The organism is Stenotrophomonas sp. TWI809 (genome assembly GCF_039673205.1).
Taxonomy (GTDB): domain Bacteria; phylum Pseudomonadota; class Gammaproteobacteria; order Xanthomonadales; family Xanthomonadaceae; genus Stenotrophomonas.
This window is the reverse complement of the sequence record NZ_JBDJLE010000006.1, coordinates 1-16,933: the sequence shown is the minus strand read 5'-3', so window position 1 is coordinate 16,933 and position 16,933 is coordinate 1. Positions and strand designations below refer to the sequence as shown.

9 protein-coding genes and 1 pseudogene are annotated in these 16,933 nt (G+C 66.2%); 7 read left to right on the top strand and 3 right to left on the bottom strand.

Annotated features, from left to right (window positions below):
• Positions 1-11 precede the first annotated feature (11 nt).
• The 4 genes from ABE472_RS06505 (at position 12) to ABE472_RS06490 (ending at position 4,144) form a co-directional block, all read left to right on the top strand.
• Positions 12-1,379 (top strand): NAD(P)/FAD-dependent oxidoreductase, encoded by a 1,368-nt coding sequence (locus ABE472_RS06505; RefSeq protein ID WP_346465912.1) that lies wholly within the window; start codon positions 12-14, stop codon positions 1,377-1,379.
• A complete protein-coding gene (sbcB, locus tag ABE472_RS06500; RefSeq protein WP_346465911.1) occupies positions 1,379-2,818 on the top strand; it encodes an exodeoxyribonuclease I in 1,440 nt (479 codons plus the stop codon). The genes ABE472_RS06505 and sbcB overlap by 1 nt, the downstream gene beginning before the upstream one ends.
• Positions 2,815-3,501 (top strand): DUF2461 domain-containing protein, encoded by a 687-nt coding sequence (locus ABE472_RS06495; RefSeq protein WP_346465910.1) that lies wholly within the window; start codon positions 2,815-2,817, stop codon positions 3,499-3,501. The genes sbcB and ABE472_RS06495 overlap by 4 nt, the downstream gene beginning before the upstream one ends.
• Positions 3,502-3,562: 61 nt before the next feature.
• Positions 3,563-4,144, top strand: coding sequence for a DUF2939 domain-containing protein (locus ABE472_RS06490; RefSeq protein ID WP_346465909.1), 582 nt, complete (start codon positions 3,563-3,565; stop codon positions 4,142-4,144).
• A gap of 85 nt (positions 4,145-4,229) precedes the next feature.
• Here the strand turns inward: ABE472_RS06490 and ABE472_RS06485 are convergent, their stop codons facing one another.
• From ABE472_RS06485 to ABE472_RS06475, 3 genes and pseudogenes are all read right to left on the bottom strand, one after another.
• A complete protein-coding gene (locus ABE472_RS06485; protein WP_088434636.1) occupies positions 4,230-5,177 on the bottom strand; it encodes a 5'-nucleotidase in 948 nt (315 codons plus the stop codon).
• Between the two features lie 79 nt (positions 5,178-5,256).
• Positions 5,257-6,027: an NAD kinase gene (locus ABE472_RS06480; RefSeq protein WP_346465908.1), complete on the bottom strand. Its 771-nt coding sequence runs from the start codon at positions 6,025-6,027 to the stop codon at positions 5,257-5,259.
• A gap of 362 nt (positions 6,028-6,389) precedes the next feature.
• Positions 6,390-11,282, bottom strand: a pseudogene (locus ABE472_RS06475) (NAD-glutamate dehydrogenase domain-containing protein); the annotation flags it as partial.
• A 347-nt stretch (positions 11,283-11,629) separates the two neighbouring features.
• Here ABE472_RS06475 and ABE472_RS06470 point away from each other — a divergent pair.
• The 3 genes from ABE472_RS06470 to ABE472_RS06460 are packed head-to-tail and all read left to right on the top strand — an operon-like array spanning position 11,630 to position 16,755.
• Positions 11,630-12,289: a TetR/AcrR family transcriptional regulator gene (locus ABE472_RS06470; protein ID WP_346465907.1), complete on the top strand. Its 660-nt coding sequence runs from the start codon at positions 11,630-11,632 to the stop codon at positions 12,287-12,289.
• Entirely contained in the window at positions 12,289-13,566 is a 1,278-nt protein-coding gene (locus ABE472_RS06465) for an efflux RND transporter periplasmic adaptor subunit (protein WP_346465906.1), read from the top strand. The genes ABE472_RS06470 and ABE472_RS06465 overlap by 1 nt, the downstream gene beginning before the upstream one ends.
• Positions 13,567-13,581: 15 nt before the next feature.
• Complete coding sequence (locus ABE472_RS06460; RefSeq protein WP_313210660.1) at positions 13,582-16,755, top strand: multidrug efflux RND transporter permease subunit; 3,174 nt, start codon at positions 13,582-13,584, stop codon at positions 16,753-16,755.
• The last annotated feature ends 178 nt before the right edge of the window (positions 16,756-16,933 follow it).

Here is a 16,933-nt window from a genome sequence, read left to right as displayed (position 1 = left end):
CGGACATCGCCTTGATCGCTACCCCCTCCCGTTCGCTGAGCATCATCGGCGCTGGCCTGGCCGGTTCATTGCTGGCCATCCTGCTGTCCCGTCAGGGCTGGCAGATCACCTTGTATGAGCGACGCGGCGATCCGCGCGTAAGCGATTATGAGTCCGGCCGTTCGATCAATCTGGCCTTGGCCGAGCGTGGCCGCCATGCGCTGCGCCAGGCCGGGGTCGAAGACGCGGTCATGGCCAAAGCGGTGATGATGCGCGGGCGGATGATCCACCCGCGCGAAGGCGAGCCGCAGCTGCAGCGCTACGGGCGCGATGACAGCGAGGTGATCTGGTCGATCCACCGCAAGGACCTCAACACTACTCTGCTGCAGCTGGCCGAGGACGCGGGTGCGACCGTGCACTTCCACCGCCGCCTGCACACAGTGGATTTCGATGCCGGCTACGCACGCTTCATCGATGACCGCGACGACCAGCCGCACGATATCCGCTTCGACACTCTGATAGGGGCTGACGGTGCCGGTTCGGCGCTGCGCGCGGCGATGAACCGCAAGCAGCCGCTGGAGGAGCGCATCGATTTCCTGGATCACTCGTACAAGGAGCTGGAAATACCGCCGACCGATGATGGCGGCTTCCGGATCGAGGCCAACGCGCTGCACATCTGGCCACGTGGGCACTACATGTGCATCGCGCTGCCCAATGACGAAGGCACGTTCACGGTCACGCTGTTCCTACCCAACGAGGGCGATCCGAGCTTTGCCACCACCAACAGTGGCGCCGAAGCCGAAGCCCTGTTCGCGCGCGACTTCCCCGATGCGCTGGCGCTGATTCCGAACCTGCGCCGTGACTGGGAGCAGCATCCGCCGGGCCTGCTCGGCACGCTGCACCTCAAGCACTGGCACATGAAGGGCCGCGCGGTGCTGATCGGCGATGCCGCGCACGCGATGGTCCCGTTCCACGGCCAAGGCATGAACTGCGCCTTCGAAGACTGCATCGCGCTGGCCGCGCACCTGCTGGAGCAGGATTCGCTGGGCGAGGCCTTCGCCGCCTTCGAGACCGACCGCAAGCCGAATGCCGAGGCGATCCAGCAGATGGCGCTGGAGAATTACCTGGAGATGCGCGACCGCGTGGCCGATCCGCAGTTCCTGCTGCAGCGTGAACTGGAGCAGGCGTTGCAAGCACGTTGGCCGACGCGATTCGTGCCGCACTACACGATGGTCACCTTCCTGCGCACCCCGTATGCCGTTGCGCTGGCGCGCACCGAGCTGCAGCGGCGCATGCTGGAGGAAGCCACCGCCGGGCACGACAGCCTGGCGAATATCGACTGGACCGCACTGGAGCGACTGGTCCACGAACAACTGCCAGTCCTGGAGGGCGCGCACTGATGGCCGACAGCTTCCTGTTCTACGACCTTGAAACGTTCGGCCAAGACCCGCGCCGCACGCGCATCGCGCAGTTTGCCGGCATCCGCACCGACGCCGATCTGAACATCATCGAAGCGCCGGTCAGCTTCTATGTCAAACCGGCCGACGACCTGCTGCCCTCGCCGATCGCCACCCTGATCACCGGCATCACCCCGCAGCACGCGCTGAGCGCCGGCGTCACCGAGGCCGAAGCGTTCGCGCGGATCAACGACCTGATGGCGCAGCCGGGTACCTGCTCGCTGGGCTACAACACGCTGCGCTTCGACGATGAGTTCGTCCGCCACGGGCTGTTCCGCAACTTCTACGACCCCTATGAACGCGAGTGGCGCAACGGCAATTCGCGCTGGGATCTGCTGGACATGATGCGATTGCTGCATGCGCTGCGCCCGGACGGGATTGTCTGGCCGCAGCGCGAAGACGGCGCCACGTCGTTCAAGCTCGAGCATCTGGCCACGGCCAACAACGTCCGCGAGGGCGATGCACATGAAGCGCTGTCCGATGTGCACGCGACGATCGGCCTGGCGAAGCTGTTCAAGCAGGCCCAGCCGCGGCTCTGGGACTACGCGCTGAAGCTGCGTGACAAGCGCTTCGTGGGCAGCCTGCTGGATGTGGATGCGATGCAGCCGGTGCTGCACATCTCGATGCGCTACCCGGCCCAGCGCATGTGCGCGGCACCGGTGCTGCCACTGGCGCGCCATCCCTTCATCAACAACCGCATCATCGCGTTCGATCTGGAGGGCGATATCGAGCCGCTGCTCGATCTGCCACCGGAAACCATCGCCGCGCGCCTGTACACCCGCGCGGCCGACATGGCCGAGGGTGAGCAGCGCGTGCCGCTCAAGGAAGTGCACCTCAACAAGGTCCCGGCGCTGGTCGCCTGGAACCATCTACGCCCGGCCGACCATGCGCGGCTGGGCATCGACCCGGCCGCGATCGAAGCCAACGCCGAGCGCCTGCGACAGATCGGCCCGGCCCTGGCCGAAAAAGTTCGCCAGGTGTATTCAGGTGAGCGCTCGCTGGCGCCGAGCGATGTGGACGCCTCGCTCTACGACGGCTTCCTGGCCGACGGCGACAAATCCCTGATGGCACGCATCCGCACCAGCCCGCCGGCCGAACTGGCCAGCTTCGCCGAGCGCCTGCGCGACCCGCGCATGCCCGAGCTGCTGTTCCGGTACCGCGCCCGGAACTACCCGGACACCCTGGACACCACCGAGCGCTCACGCTGGAACGACTATCGTCGCCAGCGCCTGCTCGGCGATGCATCGCTGGGCGAACAGACCCTGCCGCAGTTCACCGCGCAGCTGGATGCACTGGCCGCAGAGCACGCCGACGATGCCGGCAAGCTCGCCCTGCTGCAGCACCTGCGCGACTGGGGCACCCACCTGCAGAGCAGCCTATGAGTACATATTTCAGCCCGGCCACCTTCACCTTCCTGCGCGGCCTGGCCCGCAACAACGACAAGACCTGGTTCAACGAGCACAAGCCGAAGTACGAAGAGCACGTCCGCCAGCCGTTCCTGCGCCTGATCACCGATCTGCAGCCGGACCTGGCCGCAGTCAGCGAGCACTTCCGCGCCGATCCGCGCACCGTGGGTGGGTCGTTGTTCCGCATCTACCGCGATGCGCGCTTCTCCAACGATAAATCGCCCTACAAGAGCTGGCAGGGCGCGCGCCTGTTCCATGAGCGGCGCAAGCAGGTGCCAGCCCCGTCGTTCTACATCCACCTGCAGCCGGGCGAGAGCTTCGTCGGCGCCGGCCTGTGGCATCCCGAGCCGGTCACGCAGCGCAAAGTGCGGCATTTCATCGTCGACAACCCGGGCAGCTGGAAGGCCGCCGCGCATTCGCCGGTGCTGCGCAAGAAGTTCGATTTCGAGGAAAGCGAAAAGCTGGTGCGGGCCCCGCGCGGGTTCGAGCCGGAGTTCGAGTTCATCGACGATCTCAAGCACCGCAACTGGGTGTTCTGGCGCTCGCTGGACGACGCCACGATGACCGGGCCGCGCCTGCGCCAGACCATCGCAGCCGACCTGGTCACGCTGGCCCCGTTCGTGGATTACCTGTGTGCGGCGCTGGACCTGGAATTCTGAGCTTCACGTGCGCTGACGCCGGCTGGGTCAAGCTGGGCACCATGACGACAAGGCAGATCCGATGAAGAAGCTGCTCTGGTTGCTGGTCACCGTGCTGCTGGTGCTGGCCGGCATCGTGTTCGGCGGCCCCTACGTGACCGTGCATGGCCTCAGCCGCGCGATCGAACAGCGCGACACCGCCAGACTCGACCGTTACGTGGATTTCCCGATGCTGCGCGCCAACCTGCGCGCCCAGCTGAGCGATTACGTGGTGCGCCGCGCGGGTCCGGACATGCAGTCCAGCCTGTTCGGTGCGTTGCTGCTCTCGGCCGGTGACCGGCTGAGCGCGACCGCCGTGGACGCACTGGTGACCCCCACCGGCATCGGTGCGCTGCTGGAGGGCCACACCCTGTGGAAGCGCGCCAGCAACGACCTGGACAGCCCCAGCAACGATGCCTACGCGGCGCCACGGCCGGCACGGCCGCTGAACGACGCCACCCACCATTTCGAGTCGCTGTCGCGGTTCACCGCCACCACCCATACCCCGCAGGGCGCGCCGGTGGTCTTCATCCTGCAGCGCTCGGGGCTGCGCTGGCGCCTGGTCGACATCCGGCTGCCATTGAACCCCGAAAGCACCGCCCCGTCGGTCCTGCCGATCCAGTAGGTACCCACCGTTGGTGGGTACATAGGCGCCACCGTTGGTTGGTACATGGGCGCCACCGTTGGTGGGTACATGGCCCCACACACCATCAACCGTCGTTGGCGACCCCATGCGGCACGTGCCCGGCGGCCACGCTCTGGTGTTGCAGCGCGCTGTCGATGTTGTGCTGGGAATCGTCGAAGAAGATGTCCGCGCCGAACGCTTCCAGGAACGGGCCCTTGTGGCGGCCGCCCAGGAACAGCGCCTCGTCCAGGCGCACGCCCCACTCGCGCAGCGTGCGGATGACCCGCTCGTGCGCCGGTGCCGAACGCGCAGTGACCAGCGCGGTGCGGATCGGCGCATCTTCGCCCGAGGGGAACACGGCCTGCAGGGTGTGTAGGGCCGAGAGGAAGTTGCGGAACGGACCGCCACTGAGCGGCTCACGGGCGTTCTCACGCTCATGGCGGCCGAACGCTTCCACGCCCTGCTCGCGCGAAATGCGTTCGCTCTCATCGCCGAAGATCACCGCATCACCATCGAAGGCGATGCGCAGCTGGCCCAGCGGACGGCCCAGATCGACCTGTTCGGCTGCGGCGATGGTCTCGCCCGGCGGCTTGGGCAGGATGGTCGCGGCAGCGATCCCGTGCAGCAGCGCGCGCCGCACCGACTCCGGGTTGGCCGACAGGAACAGATCAGTGCCGAACGGCTTCACATACGGCCAGGTCGGCTCGCCCGCGGTGAAGGTCGCGCGGATGATGCCCAGGTCGTAGTGCTGGATCGAATTGAAGATGCGCAGGCCGGTATCGGCGGAGTTGCGCGACAGCAGGATCACTTCCACCCGCGGCTGTTCCGGCGACTGGCCCTGGTTGAGCGCGAGCAGCTTGCGTACCACCGGGAAGGCCACGCCGGGGCGCAGCACATCATCTTCGTGCTTGCGCTGGTACTCGGCATAGGCATCGACGCCTTCGGCCTCGAACAGCGCGTGGCCCTCTTCCAGATCGAACAGGGCCCGCGACGTCACGGCAACGGTCAGCAAACGGGGGGTGTTGTCGCCCATGGCAATCAGCAATCCAATGCGGCCGCAGCGGCCGGCCAGCCATTCTCCCACAGTGCATGGCCAGCACGGCCGTGCGCCGTCAGAACATGAACTGTTCGCTCAGGATCCGGTCTTCCAGATTGTGCTCCGGGTCGAACAGCATGGTGACGCGGCGTTCGCGCGATTCGCGGATGGTCACTTCCACCACATCGCGGGTTTCGTGCGAATCGGCGGTGACGCTGACCGGGCGCTTGTACGGGTCGAGCACCCGGAAGCGCACTTCGGTGTCCGCCTTGAGGATCGCCCCCCGCCAGCGGCGCGGACGGTACGGCGCCAGTGGGGTGAGCGCGATCGTGTGCGAGCCCAGCGGCAGGATCGGGCCATGCGCGGAATAGTTGTAGGCGGTGCTGCCGGCCGGGGTGGCGACCAGCACCCCGTCGCCGATCAGCTCGGCCACGCGCTCCTGGCCATTGAGGTCGATGCCGATATGCGCGGCCTGGCGGGTCTGCCGCAGCAGCGAGACGTCGTTGTAGGCCAGCGAGCCGGTGGTGGTGCCGGACTCGGTCAACGCCAGCATCTCCAGCGGCCGCAGGTTGGCCGGCTCCGCGGCCGCCAGGCGCGCGGGCAGATCATCATCACGGAACTGGTTCATCAGGAAGCCCACCGTGCCCAGCTTCATGCCGAACACCGGCTTTTCCAGCGCACCATAGCGATGCAGCGTCTGCAGCAGGAAGCCATCCCCCCCCAGCGGGCACAGCACCTCGGCCTGCTCGGGCGTGTAGTCGCCATAGCGGGCCCGCATCTGTGCCAGGGCGAGCTGCGCCGCTTCGGTGGAGCTGGCCATGAAGGCGATACGGGGGGAAGCGCTCATCAAACATCCGGTGGGGCGGGTTCGCCAGAGCATACCCGCCACGTCCCGGGTAGGCCACGACCGTTGGTCGTGGCGTGGGGCGCCGGTCATGTCGGCGTCCGCACCGACCAACGGTCGGTGCCTACCGGATGCCGGGAACCGACATGCGGGAACCGACATGAAAAAACGGCCCCGCCGAAGCGGAGCCGTGTGTTTCTCATGCAATGCCGTTACCGGCCCCCGCCCATCCCTCTGGAGCAGAGCCCCCCTGAGTCAGGGGGGCGCGCCGAAGGCGCGGGGGTCTGGAAGCATCGTTTGCATGGGGCCCACGGTTTGCAAGGCAAACCGTGGGGCGTCAGCGCGAATGCGCCAACGCACCATGCTTACGCACCATGCGAAGCCAGCTGACCCAGGCGCTGGACCGCGACCGAAACGGTCGGGTAGTCCAGGGTCTTCTGCTCGGCCAGCTCGGCCAGCATCGCCAGGGTGAAGCGCAGGCTGCTGTCATCGCGGCCCATCCAGGCGGCGACCTTGGCTTCGGCGCTGCTGCCCTTCATCGACAGGACCTGGGCGGCCAGGTTGCGATGGTGGGCGGCCAGCTCGTCGCGCAGCACGCCACGGGCCACGGCGTGCCAGCGGCCGTTGACCTCCAGCGCGTCGATCTGCTCGAACAGCCACGGCAGCTGCAGGGCGTCGCCCAGGCGGAAGTGGACCTTGGAGACGTCCACCGGCTTGAGCTTGCGGGTGCGGGCCAGTTCGATGATGTCGAACGCCGGCTCCAGGAACTGCAGTTCCGAGAGCTGCTGCGACAACGCCGGCGGCAGGCCCTTGTCCTTCCACTCCTGCACGCTGGCCTCGTAGGCCGGGCGCTGCGAATCCGGCAGCACGCCCGAGGCGTCGCGGATGTCGTTGAACGCGGCCTGGTAGCGGTTGACGGCTTCGGTGATGCCCGGCATGGCGCCCGGGCGCGAGAGCAGCCAGCGCACGAACGAACGCTGCAGCTTCCAGATCACTTCCAGCGCATCGATCTGCACCGACTCCGGCAACGTGCCGTCGAGGGCGTCGATCTGTGCCCACAGCGCGCGTGCGTCCAGCGTTTCACGGCTGATCGTGTACGCCTTGGCGACCTCGGCCACGGTGCGGCCGGTGTCTTCCTGCATGCGCATCAGGAAGGTGGCGCCCATGCGGTTGATGGTCTGGTTGGTCACGGCCGTGGCGATGATTTCGCGCTTCAGGCGGTGACGCTCCATCGCATCGGCGTACTTTTTCTGCAGCGGCGTCGGGAAGTAGCGCTGCAGCTCCTTGGACAGGTACGGATCTTCCGGGATGTCCGACTCGAGCAGCTGCTGGAAGGCCACCAGCTTGGAGTAGGACAACAGCACCGACAGCTCCGGACGGGTCAGGCCCTGGCCACGCGCCTTGCGTGCGGACAGTTCCGCATCCGAGGGCAGGTACTCGATCTGGCGGTCCAGCAGGCCCTGCTGTTCCAGCGTGCGGATGAAGTGCTGCTTGGAACCCAGGCGCTTGACCGCCATGCGTTCCATCAGGCTCAGCGCCTGGTTCTGACGGTAGTTGTCCATCAGCACCAGCGCGGCCACTTCGTCGGTCATCGAGGCCAGCAGCTTGTTGCGCTGTTCGACGGTCAACTTCTTGGCCCGCACCACATCGTTGAGCAGGATCTTGATGTTGACTTCGTGATCGGAGGTGTCCACACCGGCCGAGTTGTCGATGAAGTCGGTGTTGAGCAGCACGCCGGCCTGGGCGGCTTCGATACGGCCCAGCTGGGTCATGCCCAGGTTGCCGCCCTCGCCCACCACCTTGCAGCGCAGCTCGCCGCCATTGACGCGCAGCGCGTTGTTGGCGCGGTCGCCGACATCGCTGTGCTGCTCGCTGGCCGCCTTGACGTAGGTACCGATGCCGCCGTTCCACAGCAGGTCGACCGGCGACTTCAGGATCGCGCTCATCAGGTCGTTCGGGGTCATCGACTTGATGCCCTCGTCCAGGCCGAGTACCTCACGGACCTGCGGGGTGATCTCGATGGACTTCAGCGTACGCGGGTACACGCCACCGCCCTTGCTGATCAGCTTGGCATCGTAATCGGCCCAGCTGGAGCGCGGCACGGTGAACAGACGCTCACGCTCGACGAAGGTCGTGGCCGCATCCGGGTTCGGGTCCAGGAAGATGTGGCGGTGATCGAATGCCGCGACCAGGCGGATATGGCGCGACAACAGCATGCCGTTGCCGAACACGTCGCCGGACATGTCGCCCACGCCGACCGCGGTGAAGTCCTGGCTCTGGCTGTCACGGCCCAGCGCACGGAAGTGGCGCTTGACCGACTCCCACGCACCACGGGCGGTGATGCCCATGCCCTTGTGGTCGTAACCGACCGAGCCACCGGAGGCGAACGCGTCGCCCATCCAGAAGCCGTGCGCCACGGCCAGGCCGTTGGCGATGTCGGAGAAGGTCGCGGTGCCCTTGTCGGCGGCCACCACCAGATACGGGTCGTCCATGTCGTGGCGGACCACGTCCACCGGCGGCACGATCTTGTTGTTGACGATGTTGTCGGTGATGTCCAGCAGGCCCTGGATGAACAGCTTGTAGCAGGCCACGCCGTTGGCGAACACCGCATCACGGTCACCGTTGACCGGCGGCATCTTGGCGAAGAAACCGCCCTTCGCGCCGACCGGCACGATCACCGTGTTCTTGACCATCTGTGCCTTGACCAGGCCCAGCACCTCGGTACGGAAATCTTCGCGACGATCCGACCAGCGCAGGCCACCACGAGCCACGGCGCCGAAGCGCAGGTGGGTACCTTCCACGCGCGGGCCGTACACGAAGATTTCGCGGTACGGACGCGGCTTGGGCAGGTCCGGCACCAGCGCCGAATCGAACTTGAAGCTGATGACGTGGCCCGGACGGCCCTCGGCATCGGTCTGGTAGTAGCTGGTGCGCAGGGTCGCATCGATCACGCCCATGAAGCTGCGCAGGATGCGGTCTTCATCGAGGCTGGAGACGCGGTCCATCAGCTTGAGCAGCGCATCGCGCGCGGCGTCCATCTGCACGGTGCGGTCGCCCTTGCGCGCATCGACCACGGTCTTGAGCACTTTCAGGGTGGCTTCGTCACCGCCGGCGAGCACGGTCAGATGCGCGCGCAGCTGGGCCTGGCCCTCGGCGATCGCGTCCTTGCTCTCGTGGCCGGTGGCCGGATCGAAGCGCGCTTCGAACAGCTCCACCAGCAGACGGGCCAGCAGCGGGTAGCGGGTGAAGGTGCCTTCCACATAGGCCTGCGAGAACGGCACGCCGGTCTGCAGCAGGTACTTGCAGTAGCCACGCAGCATCGCCACCTGGCGCCAGTGCAGGCCGGCCGCGAGCACGAGGCGGTTGAAGCCGTCGTTCTCGGCATCGCCGTGCCACACGCGGGCGAAGGTTTCACCGAAGGCGGCATCGACGCTCGGCGCATCGATCGCACCAGCCACCGATTCCACTTCGAAGTCCTGCACATACACCGGGGCGTTATCGACCGTCAGACGGTACGGACGCTCGGCGATGACACGCAGGCCCATGTTTTCCATCATCGGCAGCGCATCGGACAGCGGAATGTCGTCCAGCTGGCGGTACAGCTTCAGGCGCAGGCCATCGCCGCCTTCGCGCTGCACGGCCTGCAGGCTCAGGCGCAGGTCGTCCGGACCGGTCAGCGCGTCGAGCTGGCTGACGTCGTTGGCGGCGATCTCGGTGCTGGAGTCTTCGATGTAACCGGCCGGCAACGCCTTGCCGATACGCGCCGCGATGCGCAGGCCTTCGCCCTCACCGTGACGGGCCACCAGCGCTTCGCGCAGATCGTCCTGCCAGTTGCGCAGCACCTGGGCCAGTTTCTGCTCCAGTGCGCTGGTATCCACTTCTAGGGTCTGGCCAGCCTTCGGGCGCACGATCAGGTGCACCTGGGCCAGCGGCGACTCACCGAGCACGACCGAGCTGTCCACGTACTCGCCCTGCAGGGCATCCTTGAGCATGGCTTCGATGCGCAGGCGCACATCGGTGTTGAAGCGTTCGCGCGGCAGGTACACCAGCGCGGAGATGAAACGGCTGTACTTGTCACGGCGCAGGAACAGACGGCTGCGCACGCGCTCCTGCAGGCCCAGCACGCCCATGGCGGTGCGGAACAGCTCATCTTCGCTGGACTGGAACAGCTCTTCGCGCGGCAGGGTTTCCAGAATGTGGCGCAGGGCCTTGCCGCTGTGGCTGCTCGGTGCCAGGCCGGACTTGCTCATCACGTATTCGTGGCGCTGACGCACCAGCGGGATCTCCCACGGGCGGCGGTTGTACGCGCTGGAGGTGAACAGGCCCAGGAAGCGCTGCTCGCCGATGATCTTGCCCTTGGCGTCGAATTCGAGCACGCCGATGTAATCCATGTAGCCGGCGCGATGCACGCGCGAGCGGGCATTGGTCTTGGTCAGGATCAGCGCGTCCTTCAACCCGGTGGTGGCATTGAGGCCCTGCGCAGCGAGCGTCTTGACCGGACGGGCGGCGGACTTGTCCTGCCCGCGCATCAGGCCCAGGCCGGTGTCGTTGAGCGGCGCCAGCACGTCTTCCTTGCCCTGCTTCTCCACGCGGTACTCGCGGTAGCCGAAGAAGGTGAAGTGGTTGTCGGCGGCCCAGCGCAGGAATTCCTGCGCTTCGGCGCGCGAGGCGGCATCCACCGGCAGCTGGCGGCTGCCCAGGTCGTCGGCCAGGCTCTGCGCCTTGGCACGCATCGCGTCCCAATCGCGGACGATGGCACGCACCTCGTCCAGCGCCTTGATGATGGCCTTCTCGACGTCGGCCATGGCCTCGGCCGGCTGGCGGTCGATCTCCAGCAGCATCACCGATTCGGCGGTGCCGTCGCTGACACCGGTCAGCTTGCCGGCCTTGTCACGGGCGAAGCGGATCACCGGGTGACCCAGTACATGCACGCCCACGCCATGCTCGGCCAGCGACATCGTCACCGTGTCGACCAGGAACGGCATATCGTCGTTGACGATCTGCAACACCGTGTGCGGCGACTCCCACCCGTTGCTCTTCAGCGTCGGGTTGAACACGCGGACGTTGGCCTTGCCGGACTTGCGCACACGCGCGAATTCCAGCGTGTCCGCTGCCAGTGCGGCCCACTCCTCGGCGCTGTGGTGCGGGAACTCGTCCGCCTCCATGCGCTTGTAGAAGTCGGCGGCAAAAGCCACTGCCTCGGCCTGCCCGGCCGCCGGGTAGCGCTTGCGCAAGGCCGTGTACACCGGCTCCAGCGAGAAGCCCACTGGCGAAACAGTCTGCGTATCGGCTGGTTTGGATTTGTTTTTCACGGTCTTGGCTGCTGGTTTTTGCGGTTTCATGACGGAGCGGTGCGTGATGCTCAGTTGGGAAAATGAAATTGTAGGCCTACCGCACAGAAATACCTTGCTGCAGGACGGAATAAGGTCTTTCGGGTTGGGTCCCGTTTACATCGGCACGATCAATTCGGCCGAGTACGGATCAACGCATCGGGGTTTCCTCCGACGCAGCATCGGCCGCTTCCGTTGCCACTTGACGTTGGCTATCAAACGCCGCTGAAAAACAAGGCTTCTACAATTCTGAACTGGACGGTATAGTCCACCCCGTGACTCCCCCACCCCCCGCCGCCAGCACCCTGGACGCGCGCGATCACCGCGTGTTCGATGCCGTGCGCGAACTGCTTGCCAGCCAGGGCATGCAACTGAGCATGGACGCGGTGGCACAGCACGCTGGATGTTCCAAGCAGACCCTCTACAGCCGCTATGGCAATAAACAGGAACTGCTGAAGCGGGTGATGCAGCGGCACGTCTGCCGCGCCACCGCCGGGCTGCGCTCACTCGACGGTGACGACCTGCGCGGCAGTCTGCTGCGGTTCGCCAACGACTATCTGGATCACTTCAACCAGCCGCATGTGGTCCAGGCCCGCCGCCTGATCGCCGCCGAGTCCAGTCAGTTCCCGCAGGAAGCCCGTACGCTCTACCAGAACGGGGCCGGAGCCTTGGCACTTCATGTTTCTGAATGGCTGGCAACGCGTTCCGCCAAGGGTCAGCTGAGGCATGACGACCCGCACTTCATGGCTGAACTGCTATTGAGCATGATCGCCGGCTTGGATTTCGAGAAACAGCGTTTCCACATCCCCCACCGCGATGACGCCGCCGTGCGCCGCCGCTGGGCAGAATTCTCCGTAGACAGCTTCCTGCGCGCATTCGCTGCGCCCGATGCGGCCACGGCTTCGTATTCAAACCAACACCGGAGCTTCTCCTGATGATCGCCCCACTCCGCACCCTTGCCCTGACGTGCGCAGTCGCCCTTGCGTTGACCGCCTGCAAAAAGGAAGAGCAGCAGGCCCCGCCGCCGCCGGAGGTGGGCGTGATCGAGGCCAAGCCGCAGACCCTGCCGCTGCAGCGTGAGCTGGTCGGCCGTCTGTCGCCGTTCCGCAGCGCCGATGTGCGCGCCCGCGTCCCGGGCGTGCTGCTCAAGCGCGTCTATCAGGAAGGCTCGGATGTGAAGGAAGGCCAGGTGCTGTTCCTGATCGACCCGGCGCCGCTGCGCGCAGCACTCAATGCCTCCCAGGCCGAGCTGGCGTCGGCGCAGGCCACCGCCGCCAACGCCAAGGCCGCCGCCAACCGCGCCCGCTCGCTGGCCCCGCAGGCTTACGTCTCCAAGTCCGACCTGGATGCGGCCGAAGCCACCGAGCGCACTGCCGCTGCCGCCGTGCAGCAGGCCCAGGCCTCGCTGGCCAGCGCGCGGATCAACCTGGGCTATGCCGAAGTGCGCTCGCCGATCAGCGGCCGCGCCGGCAAGCAGCAGGTCACTGAAGGTGCGCTGGTTGGCCAGGGCGATGTGACCCTGCTGACCACCGTGGATCAGCTCGACCCGCTGTACGTGAACTTCTCGATGAGCGTGGACGAACTGACCCAGATGCGCGCGGCCCAGGCCAAGGGCGCCCTGGCGCTGAGCGGGGACGGCAAATCCACGGTGCAGGTGAAGCTGGCCGACGGCACGGTCTATGACCAGCCGGGCACGCTGGACTTCTCCTCGACCACGGTCGACCCGGCCACCGGCGCGGTCTCGCTGCGCGCGGTACTGCCCAACCCGCAGCAGATCCTGCTGCCGGGCGCCTTCGTCAGCTTCCAGGCGACCCTGGGTGAGCGCAACAACGCCTACCTGGTGCCCCTGCAGGCGCTGCAGCGCGACACCACCGGCGGCTACGTGCTGGTGGTGGGCAAGGACGGCAAGGTCGCCCGCAAGAATGTGAAGAGCGAAGGCCAGCAGGGCAGCAACTGGCTGCTCAGCGGCGGTCTGGATGCCGGTGATCAGGTCATCGTGGCCGGCGTACAGAAAGTCAAGGAAGGCGAACCGGCCAAGGCTGCCCCGTGGAACCCGGCCGCCGGCAACGGCAATGGCCAGGCCCCGGCGGGGGCTGCTCCGGCAGGGGCCGCTCCGGCGGCTGCCGCCAAGCCTGATGCCGCGGCCGCCCCGGCCGATGCCGCCGCCGCAAAGTCCGACGCCGCTCCGGCTGCCGAACCGAACAAGCAATAACGGGAAGCCTCCGTCATGCCTAAATTTTTCATTGAACACCCGGTATTCGCCTGGGTGGTCGCGATCCTGATCTCGCTTGCGGGCGTGATCTCGATCCTGGGTCTGGGCGTGGAGTCCTACCCGAGCATCGCGCCTCCCCAGGTGACGGTGAGCGCCACCTACCCCGGCGCCAGCGCCGACACCGCTGAAAAGTCGGTCACCCAGGTGATCGAGCAGCAGCTGACCGGTATCGATCACCTGCTGTACTTCAGCTCGTCCTCGGCCTCCAACGGCCGCGTCACCATCACCCTGACCTTCGAAACCGGCACCGATGCCGATATCGCCCAGGTCCAGGTGCAGAACAAGGTCTCGCTGGCAACGCCTCGCCTGCCCACTGAAGTGACCCAGCAGGGCGTGGTGGTGGCCAAGGCCAACGCCGGCTTCCTGATGGTAGTGGCCCTGCAGTCCGACAGCGCCTCGATCGACCGCGATGCGCTCAACGACATCGTCGGTTCGCGCGTGCTCGACCAGATCTCGCGTATCCCCGGCGTGGGCAGCACCCAGCAGTTCGGTTCCGAGTACGCCATGAACATCTGGCTCAACCCGGAAAAGATGCAGGGTTATGGCTTGTCGGCCACGCAGGTGCTGGCCGCGATCAAGGACCAGAACGTGCAGTTCGCGGCCGGTTCGCTGGGCTCGGATCCCTCGCCCGAGGGGCACTACTTCACCGCGACCGTGTCGGCCGAAGGCCGCTTCAGCTCGCCGGAAGAGTTCGAGAACATCATCCTGCGCGCCAATGCAGACGGCTCGCGCGTGCTGCTCAAGGACATCGCCCGGATCGCCTTCGGTGCGAACAACTACGGCTTTGACACCCAGTACAACGGCAAGCCGACCGGTGCGTTCGCGATCCAGCTGCTGCCGGGCGCCAACGCGCTGAACGTGGCCAATGCGGTCACCTCGAAGATGGACGAGCTCAAGCCGAGCTTCCCGGCCGGTGTCAGCTGGTTCTCGCCGTACGACAGCACCACCTTCGTGAAGATCTCGATCGAGGAAGTGGTCAAGACCCTGATCGAAGCGGTCGTGCTGGTCTTCCTGGTGATGCTGATCTTCCTGCAGAACTTCCGCGCCACGCTGATCCCGACCCTAGTCATCCCGGTCGCACTGCTGGGCACGTTCCTGGGCATGAGCATCATCGGCTTCACCATCAACCAGCTGACGCTGTTTGCGATGGTGCTGGCAATCGGCATCGTGGTCGATGACGCGATCGTGGTCATCGAGAACGTCGAACGCATCATGACCGAGGAGAAGCTGCCGCCCAAGGCCGCCACCCAGAAGGCCATGACCCAGATCACCGGTGCAGTGGTGGCCATTACCGTGGTGCTGGCAGCGGTGTTCATTCCGTCGGCCCTGCAGGGCGGCGCCGCCGGTGAGATCTACAAGCAGTTCGCGCTGACGATCGCCATCGCGATGGCCTTCTCGGCCTTCCTGGCCCTGGGCTTCACCCCGGCGCTGTGCGCGACGTTCCTCAAGCCGACGCACAACGACAACCCGAACATCGTCTACCGCACCTTCAACAAGTACTACGACAAGGTCAGCAACACCTACGTGGGCCACATCACCTCGGCGGTGAAGCATGCCCCGCGCTGGATGATCCTGTTCGTGGTGCTGACCGCGCTGTGCGGCTTCCTGTTCACGCGCATGCCGGGCAGCTTCCTGCCGGAAGAAGACCAGGGCTATGCGCTGGCGATCGTGCAGCTGCCGCCGGGCTCGACCAAGTCGCAGACCAACCACGCCTTTGCCCAGATGCGCGGCATCCTGGAAAAGCAGGATGGCTTCGAAGGCATGCTGCAGGTGGCCGGTTTCAGCTTCGTCGGTTCCGGTGAAAACGTGGGCATGGGCTTCATCCGCCTCAAGCCCTGGGCGGACCGCGACATCACGGTGCCCGAGTTCATCAACAACATGAACGGCGCGTTCTTCGGCATCAAGGAAGCGCAGATCTTCGTGGTCAACCTGCCGACCGTGCAGGGCCTGGGTCAGTTCGGCGGCTTCGACATGTGGCTGCAGGACCGTGGCGGCGTGGGCTATGAGCAGCTGACGCAGGCCCGCAACATCCTGCTCGGCAAGGCAGCGCAGGAAAGCGACCTGCTGACCGGCGTGCGCCCGAACGGCCTGGAAAACGCCCCGCAGCTGCAGTTGCACGTGGATCGCGTGCAGGCGCAGACCATGGGTCTGTCGGTCTCGGACGTCTACAGCACCATCCAGCTGATGCTGGCCCCGGTGTACGTCAACGACTTCTTCTATGAAGGCCGCATCAAGCGCGTGACCCTGCAGGCCGATGGTCCGTACCGCACCGGTGCGGAGTCGTTGAACAGCTTCTACACGCCCAGCACGCTGCAGACCAACGCCGACGGTACGCAGGCGATGATTCCGCTGAGCACCGTGGTGAAGTCCGAGTGGGTGTCCGCCCCGCCGTCGCTGAGCCGCTACAACGGTTACTCGGCGGTCAACATCGTCGGTTCGCAGGCGGAAGGCCGCAGCTCGGGCGAGGCGATGCAGGCGATGGAACGGATCGTCAACGACGACCTGCCGGCCGGCTTCGGCTACGACTGGTCGGGCATGTCCTACCAGGAAATCCTGGCCGGCAACGCCGCGACCCTGCTGCTGGTGCTGTCCATCGTGGTGGTGTTCCTCTGCCTGGCCGCACTGTATGAAAGCTGGTCGATCCCGGTGGCGGTGCTGCTGGTGGTGCCGCTGGGTGTCCTCGGCGCCCTGGCCTTCTCGCTCGCCCGTGGTCTGCCGAACGATCTGTACTTCAAGATCGGCCTGATCACGGTGATCGGCCTGGCGGCGAAGAACGCGATCCTGATCGTGGAGTTCGCGGTGGAGCAACGGGCGGCGGGCAAGAACCTGCGCGAGGCGACCATCGAAGCCTCCCGCCTGCGTTTCCGCCCGATCCTGATGACCTCGTTCGCCTTCATCATGGGCGTGGTGCCGATGGCCATCTCCACCGGTGCCGGCGCCAACGCACGTCACGCGATCGGTACCGGCGTGATTGGCGGCATGGTGTTCGCCACCTTCCTGGGTCTGCTGATGATCCCGGTGTTCTTCGTGGTGGTCCGCCGCATGCTGGGTGACAAGCTGGACGAACCGTCCAAGGAGTTCCTGGAGCGCCAGGGCGAAGCCAACACGGCGCACCGTCCGGATCGTTGATCCGGCGGTGACGCCCTGAAACGGAAAAGCCCCGGCGCGAGCCGGGGCTTTTTTGTGGGCGGTGCATGACGGGTAGAGCCACACCATGTGTGGCTGACCGGAAGCGATGCCGGTAGTGCCGGCCGCTGGCCGGCTCCTCCGGTTGCCCGGGAAGGGCCGCCTGGTTGCCGGCCAGCGG

What these genes read in the sequence shown, in the direction of transcription:
- sbcB (WP_346465911.1), top strand. Translation starts at nt 1,379, where the DNA reads ATGGCCGACAGCTTCCTGTTCTACGACCTTGAAACGTTCGGCCAAGAC.
- ABE472_RS06495 (WP_346465910.1), top strand. Translation starts at nt 2,815, where the DNA reads ATGAGTACATATTTCAGCCCGGCCACCTTCACCTTCCTGCGCGGCCTG.
- ABE472_RS06490 (WP_346465909.1), top strand. Translation starts at nt 3,563, where the DNA reads ATGAAGAAGCTGCTCTGGTTGCTGGTCACCGTGCTGCTGGTGCTGGCC.
- ABE472_RS06485 (WP_088434636.1), bottom strand. Translation starts at nt 5,177, where the DNA reads ATGGGCGACAACACCCCCCGTTTGCTGACCGTTGCCGTGACGTCGCGG.
- ABE472_RS06480 (WP_346465908.1), bottom strand. Translation starts at nt 6,027, where the DNA reads ATGAGCGCTTCCCCCCGTATCGCCTTCATGGCCAGCTCCACCGAAGCG.
- ABE472_RS06465 (WP_346465906.1), top strand. Translation starts at nt 12,289, where the DNA reads ATGATCGCCCCACTCCGCACCCTTGCCCTGACGTGCGCAGTCGCCCTT.
- ABE472_RS06460 (WP_313210660.1), top strand. Translation starts at nt 13,582, where the DNA reads ATGCCTAAATTTTTCATTGAACACCCGGTATTCGCCTGGGTGGTCGCG.